Genomic DNA, 23,105 nt, shown 5'->3' on the forward strand with positions numbered 1-23,105 from the left:
TCAGGGCAAAATGATTGAACTGGCCACAGCATCGACCCAGCGGCCTTGAACCGCGGCCATCAGCGTTAACGCTTCGGGACGTAACCCAAGAGCTACCGAAAAAGCCGACCTGTCACGCGACGACCTCGATAATTCCCATCATTCCTTTGTCCTCGTGATCAACCGCGTGACAGTGATAAACGAACCGGCCTACGATTACCGGGTCCGTGAAAGGGATCACTACTTTCAGCATACCCGGTCCGGCATCGGTGGCCGGCGGCACAGAAAACGTGTCGCGAAGGCTGTCCTCGTTCTGCCGGATTCCGTTTAGCTCGGTCACCATGAACGCTGTCTGGTGAATATGGAAACTGTGGTATTGTTGGTCGTTGTTGATGATGGTCCACTCCTCAGTGTCTCCGAGCTTCACGGTTTGATCGACGCGGTTCTCGTCCATCATGCGTCCATTGATCATGAAATGCTGCCGGTCGGGGCTCCTCGAATATACAAGGGTGCGGCCGCGCGCGACTGGTGTGGATCGCACCTCATCAAACCATCGCCTACCCTGCACATCATGACGCAAAACCGCGGCCTCGATGTCCGCAGTTGCGGTCGGCGCCCCGGCAGAAATTACGCCCGCGATCCGTTGTGGAGGACTGGGCTTCCGCCCGGCCGAGTTCTGGAACGGGATTGTCGTCATGGCGTATTCGCCTGATTGCGGACCAATCGCTATCACATCGATCCGCTCGCCAGGTCCAAGAAAGAATTCGGTCAGCTTACGTGGTCGGGACAGCGGATGACCGTCGGTCGCCAACACGTAGAGCGGCATGCCTTCGATGCGGAACTTGATGAAGAGAGTGGCGCCGATGTTAGCAATGCGCCAGAACTGCAGCTCGCCAGGCTGGATCCGCACATGGGGATTAAGCTGACCGTTGACGGAGATGATCTCGCTTTCTTCGCCAAGCTCGACGTGCTTGAAGAAAAAGAAACGCTCTGGCAATCCGCCAAGGATGGGAAAGAGCTGCTCGGATCCCTCGACCACGATGCCTCCCGACATTCCACCCAGGATTTGTTTGGCCACAAATCCGTGCGCATGCGGATGATACCAGAACAGGCCTGGCCCTTGGCGATCCCTGACAGGAATATGGATGTTGTAGTCGAACTCCTGGCCCGGATGGACATGGATAAATACATTGTCACTATTGCCCAAAGGCGAAACCGCCATCCCATGATAGTGCAAATTCGAGGGATCATCAGGAAGGCCGTTCCTGAAAGTGATCGCCATTGTGTCGCCTACTCGCACCCGTAGCAGCGGCGGCAGATAGGCGCCGTTATAAACCAACCCGGGAAAAGCGAAATCGCCGAGCTTCACACGATCAGCTGTGGCTGTAAGTGTTGCCCTGAGGACTCCATTGTCACTGCGGATTTCCGCCGGTTGGATCAGTTCTTCCGCGGTTTGGGCTCTTGCCCACTCGGTCCCAAGCAATACTGCGCTTGCCGCAGGCGCGATGGACAGCGCTGGAGCGGCCAGCGGCAGACCGGCCATTGCCTTCAGAACAAAGCGCCGATTGTGACGTCTCGACGAACTTCGCAGCGCATCCGCTTCGCCAACTCCGCTTCTGTTTACCATGGTCTTTCTTGCCCTCGTGAATTCGGCGCCACCAGGGCCGCTCGGATTCGGGGCGGCGCGGCGGAGTTCGAAGTAAAAGCGCCCAGAACACTGACCGGTCGTCGCCGTCGGAGTGCCGAAAGGGCTACGCATGGGGAGGGAGCATGCGGTGCCTCAGCGGTTTGCGGGACACTGCCATGGAGTGCGGCCATTGTCCTGGGCACCGCGATCTTCGCCGACTGGAACGGCGTGGTATTCTCAGAACGCCGCTGTTATTTCGATTTCGCCCGAATACTCGGCCGCGCCAGCTACATCGTTGGAACGCATCACCCTCCCTCTCTTGAACTGGCCGACGAAGCGGCGCCGGGTTTTGAGGAGGTTCTCGACTGAACGGGACTTAATCGGCGATGGCGAGGTCGGAAGCTGGCCCATCTACGCGGCCATCAGGTGTGGTTCACCTGGTAAGACTAGCGCGAACACTCGATCGAGCGCGCGCTGCGCAAGTCTTCTCGACAGTCCTTAGGAAACTGGATTGGAGCTCGAGAGCCCCAGCCGCTCCGAGATCCGCACGAGGTCCGCTAGAGTACGAACCTCCATTTTTCGCATGACATGCCCGCGATGAATCTTGACCGTGATTTCGCTGAGACCCAGCTCGCCTGCGATTTGCTTGTTCATTAGGCCCTTTGTGACGAACGACATGACCTCCCTCTCCCGCGATGTCAGCGTTTGATAGAGGGCCTTAGTGGCTGCGGTCGATTGCTCCTCGTCACATCTCTTGCGGTCACGTTCCAGAGCCGCGAAGACCGCATCGAGCATGTCTTGATCCCGGAACGGCTTGGTAAGAAAGTCGACCGCCCCTGCCTTCATGGCCCGCACCGACATGGGTATGTCGCCGTGCCCTGTCATGAAAACGATAGGGATAGGGATGCCTGATCTCGCCAACTGGCCCTGGAAATCCAGGCCGCTCACGCCGGGAAGGCGGATATCAAGAACAATGCAGCTCGGTGCCTCAAGAGGTTTGCTCTGCAGGAACTCGGAGGCAGAAGCGAACGTTTCGACCTGCAGTCCGACCGACCTGAACAGGCTGCTTATGGCTTCCCGTAAGGCGGTATCATCGTCTACGACATAGACAATGTTCGGAGTGGAGATCGAATTGCCGTTGGCTCCGGTAGTCATGAATTGCCTCCTGCAAGGCTGGTAACCGGACGACGAAGCATGCGCTATTTCCCAGATTTGTTCCAAACGGATACGGGCCCGCGGGTCTCGAGAAATCAATCGCAGAGCGGATGCCGTTTCCCTGACGACGTGAAAATGGCAAATGGAGCGGCAGAGACGATTTCGATATTACCCCGGTTGATTTCACCTCCACAAGAAGGGCCGGCTAATCGCTTTCGCAAGCGATCTTTGCTGCCGGCCAAGTCAGCAACTTGGCTCGGGACGTATATCGACATCGTCATTCCTCGGCCGACAGCACTCTGCACATCGATGTGCCCGCCCCACTGATCAACGGAAGCTTTGACCATTGGCAATCCGAGCCCAGCGCCTTTGGCTGCCGGGTTTGCCGAAAAGAACGGCTCAACCACTTGTGCCTCGAGCTCCTCGGTGATGCCGCAACCACTGTCGCCGATGCTCGTAGGTCGATCGCCGGGCTGAACTGCCGGCCATCGCCGACGGCCCGAGCTATCTCTGATAGCGATTTCGCATATCGACCTTGGTCGAAATCTTTCGACCGTAGCAGATCCGGCCTGCTGCCAATTCCAAATTTTCTGGGCGCCACGCAATTCTCGATCCATTCCAGGCATTCTTCCGGCTTTCAGTTGCGGTACCGGCCACAAGGGCCCTTTGCGCTACGGATGACGTGTTTCATCTGGCCTGCTGTCGCTCTGCGCATTTACCGCCTTACTTACACATTCCAACATTTCAGTGCCATCGAAGGGTTTGCTGAAGAAGGCCAGAGCTCCCGCGGCAAAGGCTTGGCAGCGGTCCCGCTCTTCTGGGTAAGCGGTGATGAAAATGATCGGCCTTGTAAAGCGTCGTGCCAGAAGCGCATCCTGGAGCTTGAGACCCGACATCCCAGGCATCTGCACGTCTGTGATAACGCAATTCACCTGGTTCAGGCGAGCCGAAGCCAAAAGCTCCTCTCCTGACGCGAAGGAGATCGCCTCGTACCCGGCCGAACGCATCAGATTGGCGGTTGATGTCCGGACCGCACCATCGTCATCGATGATGGCAATCAAAGGGATTTGAGGCACTTCATTGTCTTTCTGATCCGGTCCGAAGGGATCCCTCTGTCTCTTCCCTCTATATCCCGACAATACAAAAATCTGCACTGCTTAGGAACCATACAAAGGTTTGCATCAGCTGGAGATCCCCATAGTAGCAAGACATGGGGGCGATATCGGCAACACGAACTCCGTGGACAGGAATACCAAAGTGTGTGGCAGCCATATCAGGAGATGATCCATGTTAAACTCATATAGAATGGAGAAAATCTCAGCGAGTTGTAGTTTCGGTCCATGTCAGTTGAGGTCAATTGAAGCCAGTTCGGTAGCCCATTCGGATTTGTTCCGGAACCACGGCATCGTGATTGATGATGGGCAGGAATTTCAGGAGCTACTCCAATGCAACAAGCGCGTGCGTCTGAATCTCATGTTGGTCGATCAGGGCAAGAGTACCTGGCTCCTCCGCGTCTTCCGGCGCCAACTGTCCGCGTTAGGGGAGCACATGCGTCCGACTCATCAAGATCATTCCCTGACAGTCCTGACCTGGCAACCTCGCCGGAGATCTCGATCGTTCTCGAGCATCTCGACCTTCTCCTTTCCGTAGCTGGATTGCCGACAACTCGTCCGACTGGCGACGACTGGTTCACCGGTGATGGCACGGCGGCGGGCCTGCTAAAACCGGCTAGCAGAACCCAGCAACCGGCCGATCCGATCGTCGAACAGCTGTCGCAGGCGCTTGAGGCTGCCGAGTGCAGCCAGGACGATTTCGCCTGCCTCTATGCAGATTCGCTCCGCCTCGCCCTTGTCGCTCGGGTGCTTGCCTTGCAGTCACTTCGAGGGAACCAGTGTTCGACCCAGCCCCAGAACCCACTCCCCATGTGGCGCCTCAAACGCACCGCCGAGTATATCGAGGCAAATCTCGGAGAAACGATTACATTGGGCGACATGGCCGCGGCAACGGGGCTCAGCCGGATGCACTTTGCTGCCCAATTTCGGGCTGCAACAGGGATACGTCCGCACGAATTTCTTCTACGGCGACGTATCGAACATGCCAAGGAAATGCTCGCAAAGACCCAAACGCCGCTGGTCGAGATTGCCCTCTGCATAGGCTTCCAGACGCAATCCCATTTTAGCGTCGTCTTCAAACGTTTCGTCGGCGAGACGCCGAACCGTTGGCGTTCAATCAATTCGGGAGAGACCCGTGAGCGAACTGCCGGTCACTGGATGCTCGCCACTTCTCGCACCTGATCGCAACCGGCCTCTCCTGTGGATCGATCGCGGGAGAATGGCGAAGAATAGCCAAGGAGATCGAAATGAAGAGCAAGCTCAAATTTTGGCTGGTATTATCGATCGTCACGGCAATCATCAGCCCGGCCTGTGCGGGAGGGTCCTCGCTGACTGCATCGGCTCAACGCGGCGAAACCGATGCGGCGATCGTTGCCGACCAGATCCGCAGCCAGGGTTTCCCCTGCAAGGGGCCGATCTCGGCGGAGCGTCTCGATGCCGAATCGGTACCCAACGAAACCGCTTATCTGCTGCAGTGCGACGCCAAGGCTTATCGGGTGCTTCTCATACCTGATCAGGCTGCCATCGTGACGAGCGTGGGTTGAGGCACCTGAACTCACTCAGCTGCCCGATTAATCAATTGGTTCTCCGGACCTCGGACCGCAACCAGCCGCGGCACCAGAGCTCCAGCCATACTCAGTCTCGGCTGGTTGTTCGTCCATCAGAAGGAAGATAGGCCATGGTTAAGTACACCAACTCCCGTCAATCTAGGCCACAAACTTACCGTTTGGGGGTCACGGCGGCCATTCTCGGATCGGTTGGACTGCTTGGTGGGACACTGGCGCTCCATGAACTGGGCTTTTCAAGACAGGCCGATACGGCGCAAGCCGCCGAACCTGCTGCTTCACCCGACGGCTTTGCCAATATCGTGGCTAAGGTCAGACCGGCTGTCCTGTCGGTGCGCGTGATAATCGACGAGACCCGAGAGACTGCAAGCACAAATGCAGGCAAAAGCCCGGCTGTGTCGCCTGATTCAGTCTCGTCAGGGGAACAAGGAGTGATCCTCGGCGAGGGATCGGGTTTCTTCATCTCGGCAGATGGCTACGCGGTAACCAACAACCACGTGGTCGATCATGCCGAGGCCGTCGTAGTGGCCACCGGCGACGGCAAGAGCTACAAGGCCAAAGTCGTAGGCACGGACTCCAAGACTGATCTCGCCCTGATCAAGGTTGACGGGCACGATTTTCCGTACGTCAGATTTGCCGACCGGCAACCGCGCGTTGGTGATTGGGTGATCGCGATCGGCAATCCGTACGGTCTCGGCGGTACTGTCACTTCTGGCATTGTTTCCGCAGAAGGACGCGACATCAATGCCAACCCGTATGACAACTTCATTCAGATCGACGCCCCGATCAACCGAGGCAATTCCGGCGGCCCGGCCTTCGATGTCGACGGGAATGTGATCGGCGTCAACACGGCTATCTTCACGCCCTCAGAAGGCTCGGTCGGAATTGGCTTCGACATTCCGGCGGCTACCGTGAAAGCGGTTGTCGCTCAACTCAAGGACAAGGGATATGTGACGCGCGGCTGGCTCGGCATTCATGATGAACCAATCGTCGCGGATATTGCCGCTGCGCTTGGCTTGAGCAAGGCAAGAGGCGTTCTTGTCGATGATGTGGAGCCTACTGGCCCGGCAATCGATGCAGGGCTGAAGCCGGGGGATGCCATCACGGCCGTCAATGGGGCGCCAATTGATGACCCCCTGGACCTGGCGCAGAAGATCGGCCAAATGGCGCCGGGGACTACGGTGTCATTAAGTATCCATCGCAATGGCGAGGCCAAGGACCTGAACATGAAGCTGGGAACCATGCCGGTCGATCGCCAGCCACAGGTCACCGCACCAACCGAGAGCAGGGTTGGCACCCCCAAGAAGCAAGATCTTGGGCTCGTGCTAGCGCCTGCAAACCAGACTGCGGGCACCAGCAAGCCGGGGGTGATGGTCGTTGCCGTCGATCCCAACGGTCAGGCAGCGGAGCATGGCTTGCAGGCTGGCGACATCATCCTCGAGGTCGGCGGCAAGACGGTCTCGAACCCTAACGATGTTCACACGAGTCTTGCATCGCTCCGCAACAGCGGCAAGGCCGCCGCGCTGCTACGGATCAAATCGGGCGATGCCATCCGGTTCGTGGCGCTACCTCTCACAAACGCCTAGCGTAGTCATCCAAACCACACAATCTGCGATGGTGGCATCGCATATCGAGATCGCGAACGACAGTGCCTCGCTCATAAGCGCGGCCCTCCCATGGTAGACGCGGCATCAACCACCATGTCCTGTGCCGTGACAAGCTCAGCGTCTTCGGATAGCAGCCACCTGGTGCTTTCAAAGACGGGTGGTCGGGCGGCTAGCTGGCGCGTGGGGCGGAGGCGGTCTCATCACTTTCCGGAGGCAGCGTGAACTGAAAAACAGCACCCCGCGGTTGGTTCGCGCTGGCCCACAGCCGTCCGCCGTGCGCTTCTACAAGCGATCGGCAGATTGCCAGGCCCATGCCCATACCGTCCGGTTTGGTCGTGTAGAAGGCATCGAAAACGCGGTCCAGGCTCTGAGGGTCCAATCCCGGGCCGCAATCGCACACTGCTACGCGCACTCCCCCATCCGTCTCTGTCTCGGTGCTGATCCGCAGGTTCAGTTTCCCATCGGTAGTGCCGCTCATCGCCTCGACGGCATTCATGATCAGGTTCAGGAGCACCTGCTGCAGCAGGATACGGTCGCCACTAACCGGCGCCAGATCTCTCGCGAGCTCAGCCTGTAGCGAAACGCTATGCCGCAGCACTTCACTGCGTGTCAACACAATCACATCCCGAACGGCTTCGTTGAGGTCGAACCGATCTTTCCGTGGCGGTGCTTTTTTGACGAGAGCGCGGATTCTGCCGATGACGTCGCCCGCCCGGTTGCTGCTTTTCACGATTTCATCGAGTGCATGCCGTACCTCCTCAACGTTGGGCGGTCGGCCTCCCAGCCACCGCAACGCCGCCTGAGCGTTGGCGACGGTGGCGGTGATGGGCTGGCTCACCTCATGTGCGATTGAGGCGGTGAGTTGCCCCATGGTGGTGACGCGGTTGACACGTGCGAGTTCCGCCTGAGCAGTTCGCAAGGCCTCAGAAATTAAAATGTGGTCCGTAAGATCGCGTACGACCACAAGTGCGGCTTCGATGTGGTTGGAATTCATCCGCAACGGTGTGTACGACATGGCGAGGTAGCGTCGCCCGAGCGCGGTGGTAAACCACTCGGTGTAGCGTACTTCTTCGCCCTCGAAACACCTGTCCAAATGCGGCTTGATTGTCTGTTCAAACACTGCCGCGCCCAAAAGATCAGCCACGTGCTTGCCAATGCACATCTGGACCGACATTCCCCAAAGTCGTTCATAAACGGGATTTGCGCGTCGATACCGGTGGTCTTTCCCCACCATGGAAATGGCGTCGGGTGAGCTTTCAAATACCTGGCCCGCCAGATATTCTGCGCGCTTGCGTTCTGTGATGTCTTCGCAGACGATCAAGATGACGGGCATACCCTTCATCAGCATGGCTCTGGCAGTTTCGCGAACCCAGAGCACCTCGCCGCTCTTGCGGAGCTTGCGCAGCTCCCAACTGACGACTTTTTCGAGTTCGTCGAGGCACCGCGTCATATTGCGCTGCGCTTCAGCTCGATCAGCTTCATGGAATATTTTCAGTGCCGATTCACCCACCAACTCGTCGACCGCGTAGCCAAGTTGCTCGGCTCCGTAGGGATTCACGGAAAGAACGGTCCGGGCGGCACCGATCATGAAATACATGGTCGGATTGTGCTCGAATACTCCCCTCCACTTTTCTTCATTTTCGCGAAGCGCCTCCTCGGCCCGCTTGCGCTCGGTGATGTCCGTAACTGTCACCAATACCCGGTCGAGCTTGGAAGGTCCGGGTGGGAAGGTGATCGCGAAAAGGACCGTCAGTTTGTCTCCCGTCAGTGTTTGAAGCGTCGTTTCGGCTGAAAAAAGGGAGCGTTCTTCTGCAACGGCGATCAGTTCCGCGGCAAACGCGTCCATCGTGTCCGGGGTAAATACGGCATTGAGCGAATCCAGGAGCTGGTTCTTGCTCTGGGCCTTGAACAACTCGATCGTGGCGTCGTTCACGTCGACCACCTTCGCCAGGCAAGCGCATTCTACTACGAACTCCGGATGTCCAGCGAAATAAGTACGGAAGTCTTCGACGCCTTGGGCCTTGAGCTCGTCGATCGCGGCTTTGATCAAAGAAAAATCCTCTTCCCATATCGATACGCCTGCCGTCCGAAAGATGCTTTTGTATCGTCTCTCGCTTTCGCGCAGCGCCTCCTCTGCCCGCTGGCGCTCGGTGATATCGTTGTTGGTCTCCAAAATCGCGACAGGGTCGCCTCGCCCATCCCGCTGCAATGCCCATCGGCTTGCGACCGCGACTTGCGTTCCGTCGCGCTTCGTATGGATCAGCTCTCCTTCCCAGCCGCTGCTGCGCAGCAGCTCGGCGTTGATCCTTTCAAGCGGCGCCGGAAAGGTCGTTTGCATGAGCTGATGGCACAGGTTTCCCACAGCTTCGTCGCTCGTCCATCCGAACAGGCTCTCGGCGCCGCGATTCCAATAGGTGATCCGATCGTGCACATCGCGCACGAAAATGGCGTCGTGCGAAAGGCCAAGCAGACTGGCCTGTTCGCGCAGTGTTTCTGCCGCTGATTGGCCTTGCACCACGAGCAGGGCCGTCACGCCGATGGCACCGATACTGACTAGAAGGTTGATAAGACCAGGAGCGTCCGGGGCTGCGGGTGCCGATAGAAAATAGCTCAACAAGGTGAGAACAACACACCCCGCCGCTGCGATTATGAGGCGCCGCGCGCGGCAGAATCGGGCAGCCATCAGTAGAACGGCAACATAGAAAACGCCGACCGGGATGTCGGCCTCCGTGACCGTGTCCGCAATGAAGATTGCTGCCGCAACTGCGCCGGTTGCAATGGGAGGTAGCGTCTTGCTGGCGCTCCGAATCGGGTGCAACTGGTTTATCATCTTGGCTCTCGCCTGGCGCTCTGCGATCACCGGATAATTCTACAGAGCGCTAGATGCCGAGCGTTTGCAATGGATAAAACGAATAGCGACATCTTAGGGCTGGCGCGTCCAAGCCGCGGATCTCATGAATACAACCTCAAGTTCTGCTCGGTAGGTCTCATAAGGAAAACTAGGGGAGGATTGCCCCAGCGCGATTGAGTGCCTGGAGCGGGCCATGGCCAACTGGCCAGTTCAACTCGTTAGCTGAACCGTCTGCCTGGCCGCATCATGGGCGGTCCGCTCGGTGGTTTAGCTTTATGTCCCCAATAGCGCTATGTAAATTTTGCCGTATTTGTTCCTAGCTTGCCGGTTTCGGGGCTGAAGCCTCTGCACTTTCCGCTATTTTCCACATCGATCAAGAAAGCCGACACCGAACCTGGGCTGGTTCTCGGAAACCGCCACGCGGTCGGCGGATGAGGTTTCCAAAGACCAGGACGACGCGCTAAGCGGCAAGCGCACCCAGAGAACCGGAAACAGGAGGCCGCGGCAGCCTGCCAGTACAATGAAAGCGACCTCCAATCCTTCCAGCAGGACAGCCCTGAACTCAGTCATCCCGCATCCAATGCAGGCGTGAGCGACGTCGCTGTGCCTTGCTTTCGCGCCGAGCCGCACCGGGCGCAAAGACGGCATTCTCATCGCGCAACAGAGTGAACCCGCCATCTTGCGCGTGGGAGCGATCTCGACGATGGAGCCATGAAACGCCGCGCTGACCGAAGGCATGACGCAGACAAGGTGGGCACCTAGAGTTCTTTCGGATCAATAACCGTTATTGGAATTCACAGAGCCGATCGGACACCAATGTCGCAAAGTTGTCATTTCGGCTGGCCGGCCAATTCAGACGCGGAGCGCAGGTTCAGGTGACTGCTTCCACGCTTGTCCCGATAGGTCCCGCCTCACCCGTGGATTGGATGATAGCCCTCACGCTTCTTCTGGACCGCCGACGACTTAGCGGCCTAGACGTAACGTGCCTGGCAGGAGTCGCGAAGAGACTGAGGCCATCCGATAGAATACGCCAAGGAGTGTTTGCCTTGGCGTATTCCCAGCACGCGTTCGAACAGAAATAGTACTGAGAAGGTCGCCGGTGAAGCGCAGAGTTACAGTTGATACAAAACATTTGCTGTCTCCTCAAATCGCGCAAGCCGATGGTTCCATGTGCAGCCGAATTGATGTCCCTCTGGACGACAACGCTGCCCTTCAGTGATCCCGCGTCCAGGCGACGTACGCTCCTAATGCGGAGCACGAGCTCAATTCTTCCCTAGCTGGAATTTACCGCACCTGGCATGCCGCACCATTATATGACGGTTTGCGCGGCCTATCTGCTCAGGTCGGTTGCCATATACTTTCGTATTTTACGTTGGTTACAAACTCTACTCGAGCGGGGGGGGTGGTGTCGCCGGAGGTCGCGTAGCTGAGGCTGTTGGCAGCCGCACTCTCCTGCGGGTCCAGGGTCGAACCGCACGCCGCACTTGACCCCTCGGCCGAGATGGTATTCGCAAGCAAGAGGACCGCCATAAGTCTTGGCTCGCCCATCCCATCGCCATTGAGCTTCTATGGTGCACCGAAAAACAGGAACTCCGAGCCTGCCTGATCGGCGTGATTTTCAGAATCGTCGAAAACGTCCTTTAGGGAGGCGCCCGCATTTGTTCATTTGGGCGGCATCGCAAGCGTTGAACGCTTGCGATGCCGCCCAAACGATCACTCAAGCGCCCTCACAGGCAAGGCGCGTAGGGGGGAACATCGTAGCGATACGGGTACTCGCAGTAGGGGTACGGCCCCCAATACTGATCATCGCGGCGGTCCCGCCGGAAGTCCCGCACCGCAACACGATCATGGCCAATTGCGACTGCGTGGTTGACGCCGAAATTGCGAGCAACGGCACGATTGCCAGCAATGCCACCAAGGGCCCGAGCGCCGCCGGCATGGCCATGACCGCCGCCAAAGCCATGGCCGCCGCCGAAACCACCGCCCATGCTGTGACCGCCGCCGAAACCACCGCCATGGCCACCTCCATGGCCGCCCCCACCGCCGCGGGCCATCGAGGCTGTTGCCGTACCCGTTGCAAGGACCGCGCCCAAGGCCAACGTCGCCAATATTGCTGTTACTTTTCTCATGATAAGCTCCTGATCTAAAGGCTCTCGGAGAATTCCAAAAGCTGTCCTAGATATAGATTCAGAAGTTCTCGTATAAATGATACCTTGTGGTTATGGCCGTCATACTGGTGACTATAAACGCGAAACGTCAGTAATTATTACAGAATATTAATCCGAGAAAATATGCATCTTACCGGACCTGAGATCGGGAGGCGAGCGCATTATCGGAATTGTCGGGTGGTGCTATGGCCCAACGAGCCTCCAGCCCAGATTCCCTATTTCCTCCTTCGGAGGCGGACGATGCGCGCCTTTAAGAAAACAGTTTCGGGCCATCCCGCTTCCCGTTTGATCCCGCTACCCCATATCTGCGCTTCGTCAGTTCAGGGTCCTGCTCGCAGGGTGCTGTCAAGCAGGTTCGCTAAAGCCGACAACGAAGTCAGAATACCCCCCAGGAATACCTGACAGCCAATTGTCAGCTTGGTGGTGAGACAATGCCTGCTCAATCGATTTGTCCGGCGCACAATCCAATGTGGAACACAACCTTATGAAACAGATCGCTTTGTCACTTATCGTGATCGCGTCGTCGGGCGCTTGTATCTGGGCTCAGACTGAGCACGGCCCGGCCAACGATCTGATTGATGGGGCCCTATCCGCCAAGGCAAACGGGGACGCATTGCCGCCGGTCGTATCACTGGCTGCGGCCTATCCAGTTGCTGCACCTGCGGCAGCCCTGCCCATTGTTCGTCAAGAAGATGTGCGGCCGGCGCCGACGCTGAGAATGCCGCGTGAGATTGGAAAGGAAACCACGGGGGGTATTGCAGCGCATGCGCCGAAACCGGCACTTGCCGCCGGTCAGCCGCAGGTTTCTCAGATGCCGCCTGCACCGCCGGAGCAAAAGTTCGCGCCGGCGCCCGCCAGCCCCACCCTGCCAGAAATGCCGTCTTTTGCTGTGACGCCGGCTGTCTACATACCGATCCCGCAGCCGAGACCGGGATATCCGCAAGCGCCGGCTCACGCCTTTCGTACCGGCATGAAGCTCGCAGCCCACGGCTATGCCGACGGGGTCTACACCGGCCCCGCAGCCGACGCCTATTACGGCATCATCCAGCTCCAGGTTCTCGTTCAGAACGGCCGACTCACGGCGCTCAAGGTGCTGAAATACCCGAGTGACCGCCGCACGTCTGTCAGCATCAACAGGCAGGCTCTGCCCATGCTGCGCGAGGAGGCGATCCGCGCGCAAAGCGCTGATGTCGACATCATTTCGGGCGCGACGCTGACCAGTAGGGCCTTTATCCAGTCCCTTGGCGGCGCGCTGGAGAAGGCGTCTTCGTGAGTCATGCGCGAAACCCGGATTTTAATGGGCATGCCAGTCACGGTCGATATCGCAAATGCGCCCGATGGCGCCCTGATCGATACGGTCTTCGATTACTTCGCTGCTGTCGACCGTCGTTTCAGCACCTACCGGGCGGGAAGTGAGATCTCGGCCATCAATCGTGGCGATGTCCCGGTACGCAACTGGAGCCGCGAAATGCTTGAAGTGATGGCGCTCGCCGAACGGACCAGGAGGGAGACGGACGGATATTTTGATATTCGCAAGGCCGACGGTTCGCTCGACCCGTCCGGGATCGTCAAGGGCTGGGCCATCTGCAACGCTGCCGAAATCATCCGGCGGGCCGGGATCCGCGACTTCTTCATCGAGGCCGGAGGCGACATCCAGTCCAGTGGCAGGAACGCCGCGGGCCGGGACTGGAGCGTCGGCATCCGCAATCCCTTCAACGCGGACGAAGTCATTAAGATCATCTGCCCGTGCGGACGCGGCGTGGCCACATCCGGCACATATGTGCGCGGGCAACACATTTACGATCCCCACGGGCCTGGAGGTGCCATCGCAGACATCGTCAGCCTGACAGTTATCGGGCCTGACGTGCTCGAAGCCGACCGTTTTGCCACTGCAGCCTTCGCCATGGGCAAGGACGGCATCCACTTCCTCGAGCGTATGCCGGACTTGGAAGGCTACATCGTCGACGTCAATGGCCGCGCCACGATAACCAGCGGCTTCGGAGCTTTTTGCCAACAATGATAAAGGCCATTGACCGATTTCTCGACCATCTGACCATGTACCGGCTGGTGCTCTATTATTTGATGGCGCTGGTGGGTACGGCATTCGTGTTCGGCTTCGTTAAGCTTGTGCCGCATGATCCCGTCGCGCTCGCCTTCACGACCGGTTTGGTGCTAGTCGCCTGCTGGATTACCAACAAGGTTTTTGCGCGCATTTTCGAGGTCCCAGCCAACACCGAATCCCTCTACATCACCGCCCTCATCCTGACGCTGATTCTCGATCCGGTCGCAGCCACGGACCTCCAGGCGATCGGGGCGATTGTACTCGCCGCGGTCTGGGCGATTTCCTCGAAATACATGCTCGCCATCGGAAGGAAGCATCTTTTTAATCCGGCCGCGCTGGGTGTCGCTCTCACCGCGCTTTTGCTCGACCGGCCCGCCACCTGGTGGGCGGGGGGCAATATCTGGCTGCTTCCCTTCGTGCTCATCGGCGGCGTTCTTGTGATGCGCAAGCTGCGCCGGCTGGACCTCGTTGCCACCTTCCTAGTGGTGGCTCTCGCGACAACATTGGCCACCACCGATCCGTCTCACTACGGCACCGCCCTGACGGAGACCTTCGGCTCGTCACCCCTGCTGTTCTTCGCCTTCGTGATGCTGACCGAGCCGCTGACAGCTCCGACGACGCGTTGGCCGCGCATCGCCTTTGGCGCAATCGTCGGCTTTCTGTTCGCGCCCAACATTCATATTGGCTCGTTTTACCTTACGCCCGAACTCGCGCTTCTCGTGGGCAACCTCTTCGCCTACGCTGTGAGCCCGAAAGGGCGTTTCGTGCTGAGATTGGAACGCGTCGAGCAATCCGCCGTCGACAGCTACGACTTCATCTTCAGGTCACAGCAAATACTCGCCTTCAAGGCGGGCCAGTACCTTGAATGGACACTTGGCCTCGACCGTTCCGACAATCGCGGCAACCGGCGCTATTTCACGGTCGCGTCCGCGCCGACCGAGCAATCCGTTAGGCTGGGCATCAAGTTCTATCCACAATCGAGCGCCTTCAAGCGGGCGCTGGCCACCATGAGACCCGGCAGCATGATCCACGCCTCCCAGTTGGCCGGCGATTTCACGCTGCCGTCCAATCCCAAGGCCAAGATGGCTTTCCTGGCCGGCGGCATCGGCATCACGCCGTTCCGTTCGATGCTGCAATATCTTATCGACCGCAAGGAGGTGCGACCCATCGTCGTCCTCTACGGCACGGAGACCCAGGAAGATATCGCCTATCGCGACGTGCTTGGCGCCGCGAGGCGCGAACTGGGCATCAGGACGTTTCACGCCGTGGCCAACGGCACCGGGCCGGGCCAATATCCCGGCCATATCGACGCCCGCCTGGTGCGCCTGGCCATACCCGACTACCTGGAGCGAACCTTCTATATTTCCGGCCCGCAAGCCATGGTCAAGACGCTGCGACAGATGCTGCTGGCCATGGGCGTGCGCCGTTCGAGGCTAAAGACTGATTATTTCCCTGGGTTTGCGTGAACGCCAGCCCCTGTGCTCGTCTTTTTCTAGCGGTGCCGTGGCAGGACTATGGTTACCACCAGGCCAGGATCGGAATTGGTCATGGTCAGGTGTGCGTCATAGGCTTCGACAATGTCGGAAACTATGGCCAGACCCAGTCCGCTGCTGCCGCCCTTGCTGTCCAGTTGGACGCCGCGTGACAGGACCGATACGCGGTCCGCATCCGGAATGCCTGGACCATCATCGGCAACGGCGATGACCACCTCGCCAGCGGCGTCGGAAGCGGTGATGCGAACTAAGGAATTCGCGAAACGCGCCGCGTTCTCCACAAGGTTGCCAAGAATCTCCGACAGGTCGCCTTCATCGACCGGCGCCACGAGATCCTCCGCGACGTCGATCACGAAGGCGAGCTGCTTGCCGCTCGGCGTGCGTCTCACCACAGCAATAACGCCAGCCGCCGTTTCTCGCACCCGGCAGGATGCCTTGCCAGAAACGCCGGGTGCCAGACGGGCGCGCGCCAATTCCCGCTCGACATGGCGGCGGATCGCGCTTGCGCTCTTTTCAATTTCGTCGGCGAGCTTCGTCTCGCCCTTTTTGCGCAATGCGCGGATGTCCGCCGATAGAACCTGGAGGGGCGTCTTGAGGCCATGCGCCAGGTCGGTGGCACGCGATCGGGCGCGTGCAAGGGCTTTCTCCTGGGCATAGAGGAGGCGGTTGATTTCGTCGGCGAGCGGCTGCACCTCCGTCGGCGCAACCACCTCTAGCCGCGCCGTTCGCTGCGCGATAACGTCCCTGACGGCCGCCCGTAGGTTTCTCAGCGGAGCAAGGCCAACAGTGATCTGGATGAAAAATGCCACCATCAGGGCAGCGGCGAGCAAGATGAGAGCTGGCGCAAGGTCACGGACGTATTTGCTTACCGAGACTTCCACACTGCGATGGTCTTCCGCCACGATGGCGCGAAAGGAACGGCCGTCGGCATCAATGATCGAACGCGCGACGGCAATTGTAAGTTCGCCGGCGGGCCCCTTGAGTTCCTCGGTCTGCCTCAACTCGCCGCCAGTTTGATGATCCGGCAGCACCAGCCTCGCGTCCCACAACGAGCGTGAACGCACAAGACCGTGTGTGCTCAGATCCTCCACCTGCCAATATTGACCGGACAGCGGATTTGCGAAGCGCGGATCAGTCAAGGCGGGCGCGACCGAAAGGTGACCGTCGGCTGTGAAGCTGGTTGCAGCGATCAATTCGTTGAGATCGAGAGTCAGTTCACTGACGACCCGCCGCTCGACGTTCGATTCAAACAGATAGCGAAGCCCGACGCCGGCAATGGCAAGAGCGACAAGAATCGAGATCGTCGCTGCCGACCAGAGTCTGAAGCGGATCGAGTTGCCCATTAGGAAGGCTCGTCAGCGACAAAGTATCCAAACCCGCGACGCGTCTCGATGACGTTGTTGCCGAGCTTTCTGCGAAGACGGGCGACTATGACTTCGATTGCATTGGGATCACGATCGTTGCCGGAATCATACAGATGCTCCGCAAGTTCGGTTGGCGCGACCACACGTCCGGAATGATGCATCAGAAACGCCAGAAGCCGATATTCCAGCGGCGACAACGCGACAGGTACGCCGCGGAGCGAAATGCGCATCTGGCGCGTGTCGAGGAGCAATGGTCCTGATTTCAGCACCGGCGCAGCCTGTCCCGTTGAACGACGCAATATTGCTCTCAACCGAGCGAGAAGTTCTTCCATTTCAAAAGGCTTGGGAAGGTAATCGTCTGCACCACTGTTGATGCCCTCGACGCGGTCTCTCCACATCCCCCTGGCGGTCAGAATTAGAACTGGAAAACGTCGGGTGTTGGCACGCCAGCGTTTCAGAACAGTCAGGCCATCCAGTTTTGGTAGCCCAAGATCCAGAATGGCCGCATCGTAATTCTCGACGTCGCCTGCGAACCAGGCAGCTTCGCCGTCGCGCACGATATCGACGGCCATCCCAGCGGCTTTGAGAACCGCCGAGATGTCGGTCGCGATACGGGGTTCGTCTTCGGCGAGGAGAATTTTCATTAGTCGCCGCGCTTGCCGTGCATGACAGCTCCGGCCCCGGCGTCCACATCGACGATCCTGCGGCGGCCGTCGGAGGCAACAACCTGGAACCTATACACCCACGTGTCGTCAATCCGGATGAAGTCGACGGCTACTATGTCGCCAGGAACTTGGGCGCGGACCACGCTCATTATCTTGGACAGGCTCTTTATCTCGCCATGCTCATATAGGTCCCGCGCCCGATCATGATCGCCGTCCTCGTCAACTTCTGCAAGCGCAGCATGCGGCCGGGCCAGGACAAGTCCGAGCAAGCCAACCATCGCGACACGCATCAGTGCCTTCTTCATCTATAAGCCGTAATCAGGAGGCGCGTGCTCCCAGCAACATTCGCTTGAGTACGTCGTCCCTACGGACAAAATGATGCCAAAGAGCGGCAGCCGCATGAAGCCCGGCAAGGACAAGTATCAGATTGGCGCAGAGGCTGTGGAGCTCCTTAATGGTTCCGGCCGACGCGCGATCGGGTGCGAATGGGGCCGATATGGTAATCAGACCGAAGAAGCTCAAGGGTTCCCCCCTATACCAGGTCAGGAGGATTCCGAGGACCGGAATGGCTACGAGAAGCGCGTAGAGCAAAAGATGCGCGACTTTGGCCATCCATTTTTCAAGTCGTGTCATTTGCGCGGGCAAATCGGGCGCTCCACGTACCAGGCGCAGGCCGATGCGCGTAACGACCAGGACAAAAAGCAGCAGGCCGAATGAAATATGAAACCACCATACGAGGTTGCGACCGGCATCCCCGCGCGGAAGAAGGTCGGCGACATAGGTCAGGCCATAGAGGCTGACAACCAGGAGAAACACAGCCCAGTGAATGGCCTTCTGAGAGCTTGCATAGGTAGAGTTCATCTTGAGCTTTCCGGGTTTGAGCATTTCTGATTCAGTGGTGATTTTTGTCAAACTTTGTTCTTGAAGCGGTGGTTTCCGGCCTTCAATCACGCCTCGCGCATATCCGGCCGAGGGTGACGAAATATCTGCTGATCCGGTGCCGATGATGATTCCTGCTTTCAACACAGCCGTTCACAATCAGCTGCCAAGCCACAATCGCGTCGAGGACAGCGCGGCAGGACACTCGCTTTGGTTGATCGCATGATGGAGCAGCCAACCTGTCAGGAAGCTGACAGCTAGACGTCCGGTCACGAAATAGCCCAAAGCCGTCGAAATTTCGAGCGCTCGTCAGGCGGCCTGCGCGTTCCAATGCCGAGCAGAGGGTTACCTTCAATAACAACAAATGAACGCCTGCCGATTGCGGTCCGACCCACATGCTAGGCGGTACTAGCAGCTTAGTGATTGAGACGGCGACCCGACACAGCCCAGCGTGATATTTCTTGCAGCTGGACCGGTCAAAGTTCCACTCTGCCTTTTTAGGCGACATTGCGGGTACAAATGTCAGTTCTCGCCAAACTGCGACCGGCAGTGAGGCGGGGTAGCGCGTCCACCGATTGGCTGAAAGTTTCGGCGCGTCGCGATGCTCGATGGACAATGGATCGGCGTCTCACGCAAGCCATTTGCGAGCGGGGCGGCGGTTAGCCTATGGCCCCGGGGGAACGTAGCACCGTGTCTGAACGCCGAGCCCGGTCGGCGCGGAGTACGAATTTTGTCAGTTGGGCAACTCTTTGGAATGACGTTCGTCGCAGAAGCTCAGAAATGAGCACATAAACATAACATTGTTCGGCGTTTCCTCCCATCCCGCTGAACGGTGCTCCCTCTGAAGGTTTTGACCTTCTTTTGGCCGGGCCGCATTCGAGCCCGGCCATTTTTTATCCGCCGGCCTCTCTTGACCGGCATCGCGGTCGACCCCCTCGCCCTGCGGGATTGATCCTCAAAACAACACGTTTTGCTGCATTCGCCGCCGATCGGGAGGTTCGAGACAGCTGCCTTCCTGTCAGGCGCGAAATTGCATCGACCTTCCTGGCGCAGAGTCGAACTGGGCAGATGACGTCCGCCATCGACCGCGAGCTCTGCGCAGCAAAAAGCCCGCTCCAGTGCTCCAGAGCGGGCGACAGCTCAAAACGGGCGTAAATTTCCCTTATTTGCAGTCTTTCAGCAGCTTCATCGCCTTCTCGGCATTGGCTTGGGAATCGTATGCCTTTGTTCCGGCGTCGGTCATTTTCTTGCCGTCCGGCTTCGTGGAAACCACGGAGCACTTCTTCGTCGTGGCGTCCTTCGCGACCCAATACTGGGTGGCGGCAAATGCCGGCATGCTAACGAGCGTCACAACCGAGGCTGCAACCAGAACCTTGCGAATCATAGTGTTCTCCCAAATAGCTTAAGGACGGCCCGGCTCGTTCATCCGGGAAGTGCTGTTGCCCGATAAGTCGGATTCGCGAACCGAACCGCCGCCCAGCGGTATCTCGGATTAGCCGGCGACTGCAATTTACAAATATGTAAAGTCCACGCGCGCAATGAATATTGTTGAAGATAATGTCGTTCGGCGGCGGCTCGCCCAGGCCGGCACGGGTGGGCGTCGGCAGGTCGAACACGTCGACCGGCGGCGGTTCGGTTCGCGGAACCGACCACGAAAGGGACGACAACGATAAGACCGAGGAATTTCTGCAGCGTGCGCATCGCAATCCGCCATCCGTTCACACCGGCAATGCTCCAGAACTCGAAACGGCTCCCAACCGCACAAATTGGGCCCCGCAAAAAGGGCCTATGGCTTTGTGATGTCCTGAATGGCGGACAGGAGCCACTCTCCTCCAGCCTCACGGGTAAAGGTCCAGAGTTCCGTCGTCTCGACCGGATTGACGGGATCGCCATCTGCGATCGCAGACGTCTGACGGTTGCGCATGACATCAACAGCCGACCAATGCAGCGCCACCGTCGCATAGTCGCGCGTGCCCTCCCGCCATGCTTCGGCGACTTCGCCGTTGAGGAATCGAAGATTTGATACCTCGTTCTTCAATCCCCTAGTCGCGTTGTCGGCCAACTCTTCGGACAGGTAGGAAACCATTTCTGGCGTCGTCAGCCGACGCAGCCCTTGATGGTCCTCTCGGGTGAACGCGGCCTGCACGTCCGCGAGAAGACGTTCGAAGGTGGCAAGGTCGTTTTGGGTAATACCGATTTCATCCGTCTTGGATGCGCCGTAGGCCGCCGCAGCGCCGGCGAGAGGCGCTGTGTAGGCTGGCGCTCCTGTCCCATAGTTTTGTTGGCCGAATGGAAAGCCGCTTCCGACTGCCGCGGCAGAGCCGTTGTTTCGGCTGAAGAACCGCAACGCAAGCATGATGAGCCCGCCAATCAGCAACAGCTGGAGGATGAAGCTGAAGCCGCCACCCAAGCCGCCGAATCCATGGCCGAACAGCATTCCAAAGATGCCATTGAACACCAACCCGCCGATGAGACCGCCAACGAGCCCACCGCCAAACCCGCTCCAGAAACTTGGTCGCGTCTGAAGGGACGATGGCTGCATCGGTGATGCCGGACTTGGCCTGTTTGGTGTCATCGAACGTTGAACTGGCATTGTGGACGGTGCGGTGGCGGTGGGGGCCGGCGCCTGGTATGTCCGGCTGCCGCGGCTGCCGAAGCTCCCGCCTCTGCGTGCCTCCGACGGATTGACCGACAAAATTCCAAAGGCCGTCGTCAGTATCAACAGCATCGAGAGGAATCTGAACGGCTTAATCATTTTCAAGGCCTGACGATGTGGAGGATGAGCGATCTTTTCGCCTCGGGCGGTTCAAAGTCCGTCGAAAATGGAAATACAATGAAGGCGATTCAAGCCGCGTCCGTCCAAATTACAAAACCGTAAGACTGGCGCAAAGAAATCAAATGGACAAACGCCAGGGTGTCATTGCCCACAGGCGTGAGATGAGCGCCGGCAATCGACCCTTACCGATTTGCAAGACCCCGGCAACCTCCCGGTATTCTTGATCGGCCATAGTCGCTCGCGAACCGATGCGGCCACTTGTCGCGATAAGCTTTCGAGCTCGAGGGGGGCTTCTCAAGGCGAGGTTTCTACAGACGCTGGACCACAGCTACTGCACCTGCTAGGCATGAGGATCTGGACGGTCGCGACCCTGGTGCTTCTCGCCACAGGCTGTCTCTTGGCTGTCATGCCCGGGCATGCGGGCGCATCTTTAGGGCAAAGCTGCTCCTCTCCGCAGGCGCGATCGCACGGAGCGCTTGGCCGACTGCTGGGGAGCGCGTTGCGCAAAAATGCTACTCTCAGAAGGAGGACCATGGCAAGCATTCATGCTGTGAACAACTTCATGGCCTGATTGCGCTGGCTGTGGCTTCGCGCACAGTCTGCACATGGCGGCAGACGATGGCCTCGATGCTCTCTTGTTCGAAATGGCGGCGGCAAGCGTTCGGCTGCTGCCCTTGAGCTTTGGTGATAAGGCAGCCAGGATAGCCCGGCATACTTCCGGGCGATTTCTTTTTGAGGTCCGGGTCGATGGTGATCCTCAATTTCAGCGAATTGCAGCCGTCCGCTATGTGACCGGCACAACCGGAATCCTCGCCTTGACCAAGGACGGGCTGGCGGTCGTGTCCTTCACGGCCAATGGCGAACTCGCCAGCTTTATCGATCCAGTGGAAAGCTGGGACAGTATGCCGCTGCGCGAACAGGCGTGCAGCGACATCGAGGGACACATCAACCTGCTCCTCGCCGCCCTTCGAAGTGCGGGCTGCATGCCATACCGCTAGACATTGAATTAAAGGCCGGTGTGGATATTTCCGTTTCGTTTTGTCGGCGCATGTCACGGCTCCCTCGGGGGCGCCACGATGGAGGTATCATTGACATCAGATTTCGCGGCTGCCTGGTTGCATCTTGATCGAGCCTATCACTATCTCGGGGGCGATGATGACACGAGCTGCAAATCCCGTGCAGCCTTGGATCTGTTGATCGAGGCCGTTGCGACCGCACAATATTCGCGTCCACGTGGCAAGGTGGTGCAGTTCCCCCGCCGAGGCCATTAGGGGTCAGAACAATAGCAGCTCAAATCCTGCGCAGCCTCTATCAACCAAAGACAGTAATGTTCTTGCGACCACTGGTCCGGGCGCTGCGACGACAGCTCATGCGGCAGGGCCAGGGTTTGTCGCGCCATGCCGATATCGCCAAGACCTTCGCCTATGGCAGCAAGCGATGGTACGCGTTCAATCGCTTCCTCTACGATGGCCAGCTCGAGCCCGACAACCTGATCGCGGAGCGGCCATTTGCGGTCGGCAGGCGCAATTGGCTTTTCTCGGGGCAGCTTCGCCGCGGCCGAGCGGTCATCGGTCGTCTCAGCATCATCGAGACCTGCAAGCTCTGCGGGGTCGATGCCGAAGCCTACATGGCCGATGTCAATCGAGCGCATCCAGAACGACTGGCCAGCCTCACGCTGTACGAGCTGATGCCATGGAACTGGGTGCGCCGCCACGAGATGCTGCTTCCCCTGGCGGCATGAGCGCGATCAATGACATGGCACTGTCGGACGAAGCTCTCGAGGCCTGGATGGCCGCCAAGAC

At 58.6% G+C, this 23,105-nt stretch carries 21 protein-coding genes; 10 read left to right on the plus strand and 11 right to left on the minus strand.

What is annotated here, in order from left to right:
• Positions 1-112 precede the first annotated feature (112 nt).
• From O7A05_RS06445 to O7A05_RS06460, 4 genes are all read right to left on the minus strand, one after another.
• Entirely contained in the window at positions 113-1,606 is a 1,494-nt protein-coding gene (locus O7A05_RS06445; RefSeq protein WP_337092152.1) for a multicopper oxidase family protein, read from the minus strand.
• Positions 1,607-2,104: 498 nt separating this feature from the next.
• On the minus strand, positions 2,105-2,761 hold the full coding sequence (locus O7A05_RS06450) for a response regulator transcription factor (protein WP_337092153.1): 657 nt from the start codon (positions 2,759-2,761) through the stop codon (positions 2,105-2,107).
• 95 nt (positions 2,762-2,856) lie between these two features.
• Positions 2,857-3,387, minus strand: a complete 531-nt coding sequence (locus O7A05_RS06455) for an ATP-binding protein (protein WP_337092154.1) — start codon at positions 3,385-3,387, stop codon at positions 2,857-2,859.
• A 45-nt stretch (positions 3,388-3,432) separates the two neighbouring features.
• The gene (locus O7A05_RS06460) at positions 3,433-3,915 is read right to left on the minus strand and encodes a response regulator transcription factor (protein ID WP_337092155.1); all 483 of its coding nucleotides are present in this window, start codon (positions 3,913-3,915) and stop codon (positions 3,433-3,435) included.
• A 291-nt stretch (positions 3,916-4,206) separates the two neighbouring features.
• Here O7A05_RS06460 and O7A05_RS06465 point away from each other — a divergent pair, with 291 nt between their 5' ends.
• From O7A05_RS06465 to O7A05_RS06475, 3 genes are all read left to right on the plus strand, one after another.
• Positions 4,207-5,055 (plus strand): AraC family transcriptional regulator, encoded by an 849-nt coding sequence (locus O7A05_RS06465; RefSeq protein ID WP_337092156.1) that lies wholly within the window; start codon positions 4,207-4,209, stop codon positions 5,053-5,055.
• 65 nt (positions 5,056-5,120) lie between these two features.
• A complete protein-coding gene (locus tag O7A05_RS06470) occupies positions 5,121-5,417 on the plus strand; it encodes a hypothetical protein (protein ID WP_337092157.1) in 297 nt (98 codons plus the stop codon).
• Positions 5,418-5,551: 134 nt separating this feature from the next.
• Positions 5,552-7,024 carry a trypsin-like peptidase domain-containing protein gene (locus O7A05_RS06475; protein ID WP_337092158.1) on the plus strand — a complete coding sequence of 491 codons (1,473 nt, stop codon included), beginning with the start codon at positions 5,552-5,554 and terminating at the stop codon, positions 7,022-7,024.
• A 190-nt stretch (positions 7,025-7,214) separates the two neighbouring features.
• On the opposite strand, the gene O7A05_RS06480 is transcribed toward O7A05_RS06475, so the two are convergent.
• Positions 7,215-9,875 (minus strand): PAS domain S-box protein, encoded by a 2,661-nt coding sequence (locus tag O7A05_RS06480; protein ID WP_337092159.1) that lies wholly within the window; start codon positions 9,873-9,875, stop codon positions 7,215-7,217.
• 1,868 nt (positions 9,876-11,743) lie between these two features.
• On the opposite strand from O7A05_RS06480, the gene O7A05_RS06485 reads away from it, so the two are divergent.
• The 4 genes from O7A05_RS06485 (at position 11,744) to O7A05_RS06500 (ending at position 15,592) form a co-directional block, all read left to right on the plus strand.
• Entirely contained in the window at positions 11,744-12,043 is a 300-nt protein-coding gene (locus O7A05_RS06485) for a hypothetical protein (RefSeq protein WP_337092160.1), read from the plus strand.
• Between the two features lie 505 nt (positions 12,044-12,548).
• The gene (locus O7A05_RS06490) at positions 12,549-13,337 is read left to right on the plus strand and encodes an FMN-binding protein (RefSeq protein WP_337092162.1); all 789 of its coding nucleotides are present in this window, start codon (positions 12,549-12,551) and stop codon (positions 13,335-13,337) included.
• 3 nt (positions 13,338-13,340) lie between these two features.
• Entirely contained in the window at positions 13,341-14,084 is a 744-nt protein-coding gene (locus O7A05_RS06495) for an FAD:protein FMN transferase (RefSeq protein ID WP_337092163.1), read from the plus strand.
• Complete coding sequence (locus O7A05_RS06500) at positions 14,081-15,592, plus strand: RnfABCDGE type electron transport complex subunit D (protein WP_337092164.1); 1,512 nt, start codon at positions 14,081-14,083, stop codon at positions 15,590-15,592. Before O7A05_RS06495 ends, O7A05_RS06500 begins: the two co-directional genes overlap by 4 nt.
• A 26-nt stretch (positions 15,593-15,618) precedes the next feature.
• On the opposite strand, the gene O7A05_RS06505 is transcribed toward O7A05_RS06500, so the two are convergent.
• The 6 genes from O7A05_RS06505 to O7A05_RS06530 all read right to left on the minus strand — a co-directional run bounded on the left by O7A05_RS06505 (position 15,619) and on the right by O7A05_RS06530 (position 20,985).
• A complete protein-coding gene (locus tag O7A05_RS06505; RefSeq protein WP_337092165.1) occupies positions 15,619-16,962 on the minus strand; it encodes a sensor histidine kinase in 1,344 nt (447 codons plus the stop codon).
• Positions 16,962-17,627 carry a response regulator transcription factor gene (locus tag O7A05_RS06510; protein ID WP_337092166.1) on the minus strand — a complete coding sequence of 222 codons (666 nt, stop codon included), beginning with the start codon at positions 17,625-17,627 and terminating at the stop codon, positions 16,962-16,964. Before O7A05_RS06510 ends, O7A05_RS06505 begins: the two co-directional genes overlap by 1 nt.
• Positions 17,627-17,953, minus strand: a complete 327-nt coding sequence (locus O7A05_RS06515; RefSeq protein ID WP_337092168.1) for a PepSY domain-containing protein — start codon at positions 17,951-17,953, stop codon at positions 17,627-17,629. Before O7A05_RS06515 ends, O7A05_RS06510 begins: the two co-directional genes overlap by 1 nt.
• Before the next feature lie 13 nt (positions 17,954-17,966).
• Positions 17,967-18,671, minus strand: a complete 705-nt coding sequence (locus O7A05_RS06520; protein WP_337092169.1) for a cytochrome b — start codon at positions 18,669-18,671, stop codon at positions 17,967-17,969.
• Between the two features lie 1,018 nt (positions 18,672-19,689).
• Complete coding sequence (locus tag O7A05_RS06525; protein WP_337092170.1) at positions 19,690-19,911, minus strand: hypothetical protein; 222 nt, start codon at positions 19,909-19,911, stop codon at positions 19,690-19,692.
• A 402-nt stretch (positions 19,912-20,313) separates the two neighbouring features.
• Positions 20,314-20,985: a TIM44-like domain-containing protein gene (locus tag O7A05_RS06530; protein ID WP_337092171.1), complete on the minus strand. Its 672-nt coding sequence runs from the start codon at positions 20,983-20,985 to the stop codon at positions 20,314-20,316.
• A 148-nt stretch (positions 20,986-21,133) separates the two neighbouring features.
• Here O7A05_RS06530 and O7A05_RS06535 point away from each other — a divergent pair, with 148 nt between their 5' ends.
• From O7A05_RS06535 to O7A05_RS06545, 3 genes are all read left to right on the plus strand, one after another.
• Positions 21,134-21,295: a hypothetical protein gene (locus O7A05_RS06535; RefSeq protein WP_337092172.1), complete on the plus strand. Its 162-nt coding sequence runs from the start codon at positions 21,134-21,136 to the stop codon at positions 21,293-21,295.
• A gap of 613 nt (positions 21,296-21,908) precedes the next feature.
• A complete protein-coding gene (locus O7A05_RS06540) occupies positions 21,909-22,301 on the plus strand; it encodes a hypothetical protein (RefSeq protein WP_337092173.1) in 393 nt (130 codons plus the stop codon).
• 329 nt (positions 22,302-22,630) lie between these two features.
• A complete protein-coding gene (locus O7A05_RS06545; RefSeq protein WP_337092174.1) occupies positions 22,631-23,044 on the plus strand; it encodes an IS66 family transposase in 414 nt (137 codons plus the stop codon).
• Positions 23,045-23,105 lie beyond the last annotated feature (61 nt).

Source organism: Mesorhizobium argentiipisi (SeqCode) (assembly GCF_037179585.1).
Classification (GTDB): domain Bacteria; phylum Pseudomonadota; class Alphaproteobacteria; order Rhizobiales; family Rhizobiaceae; genus Mesorhizobium; species Mesorhizobium argentiipisi.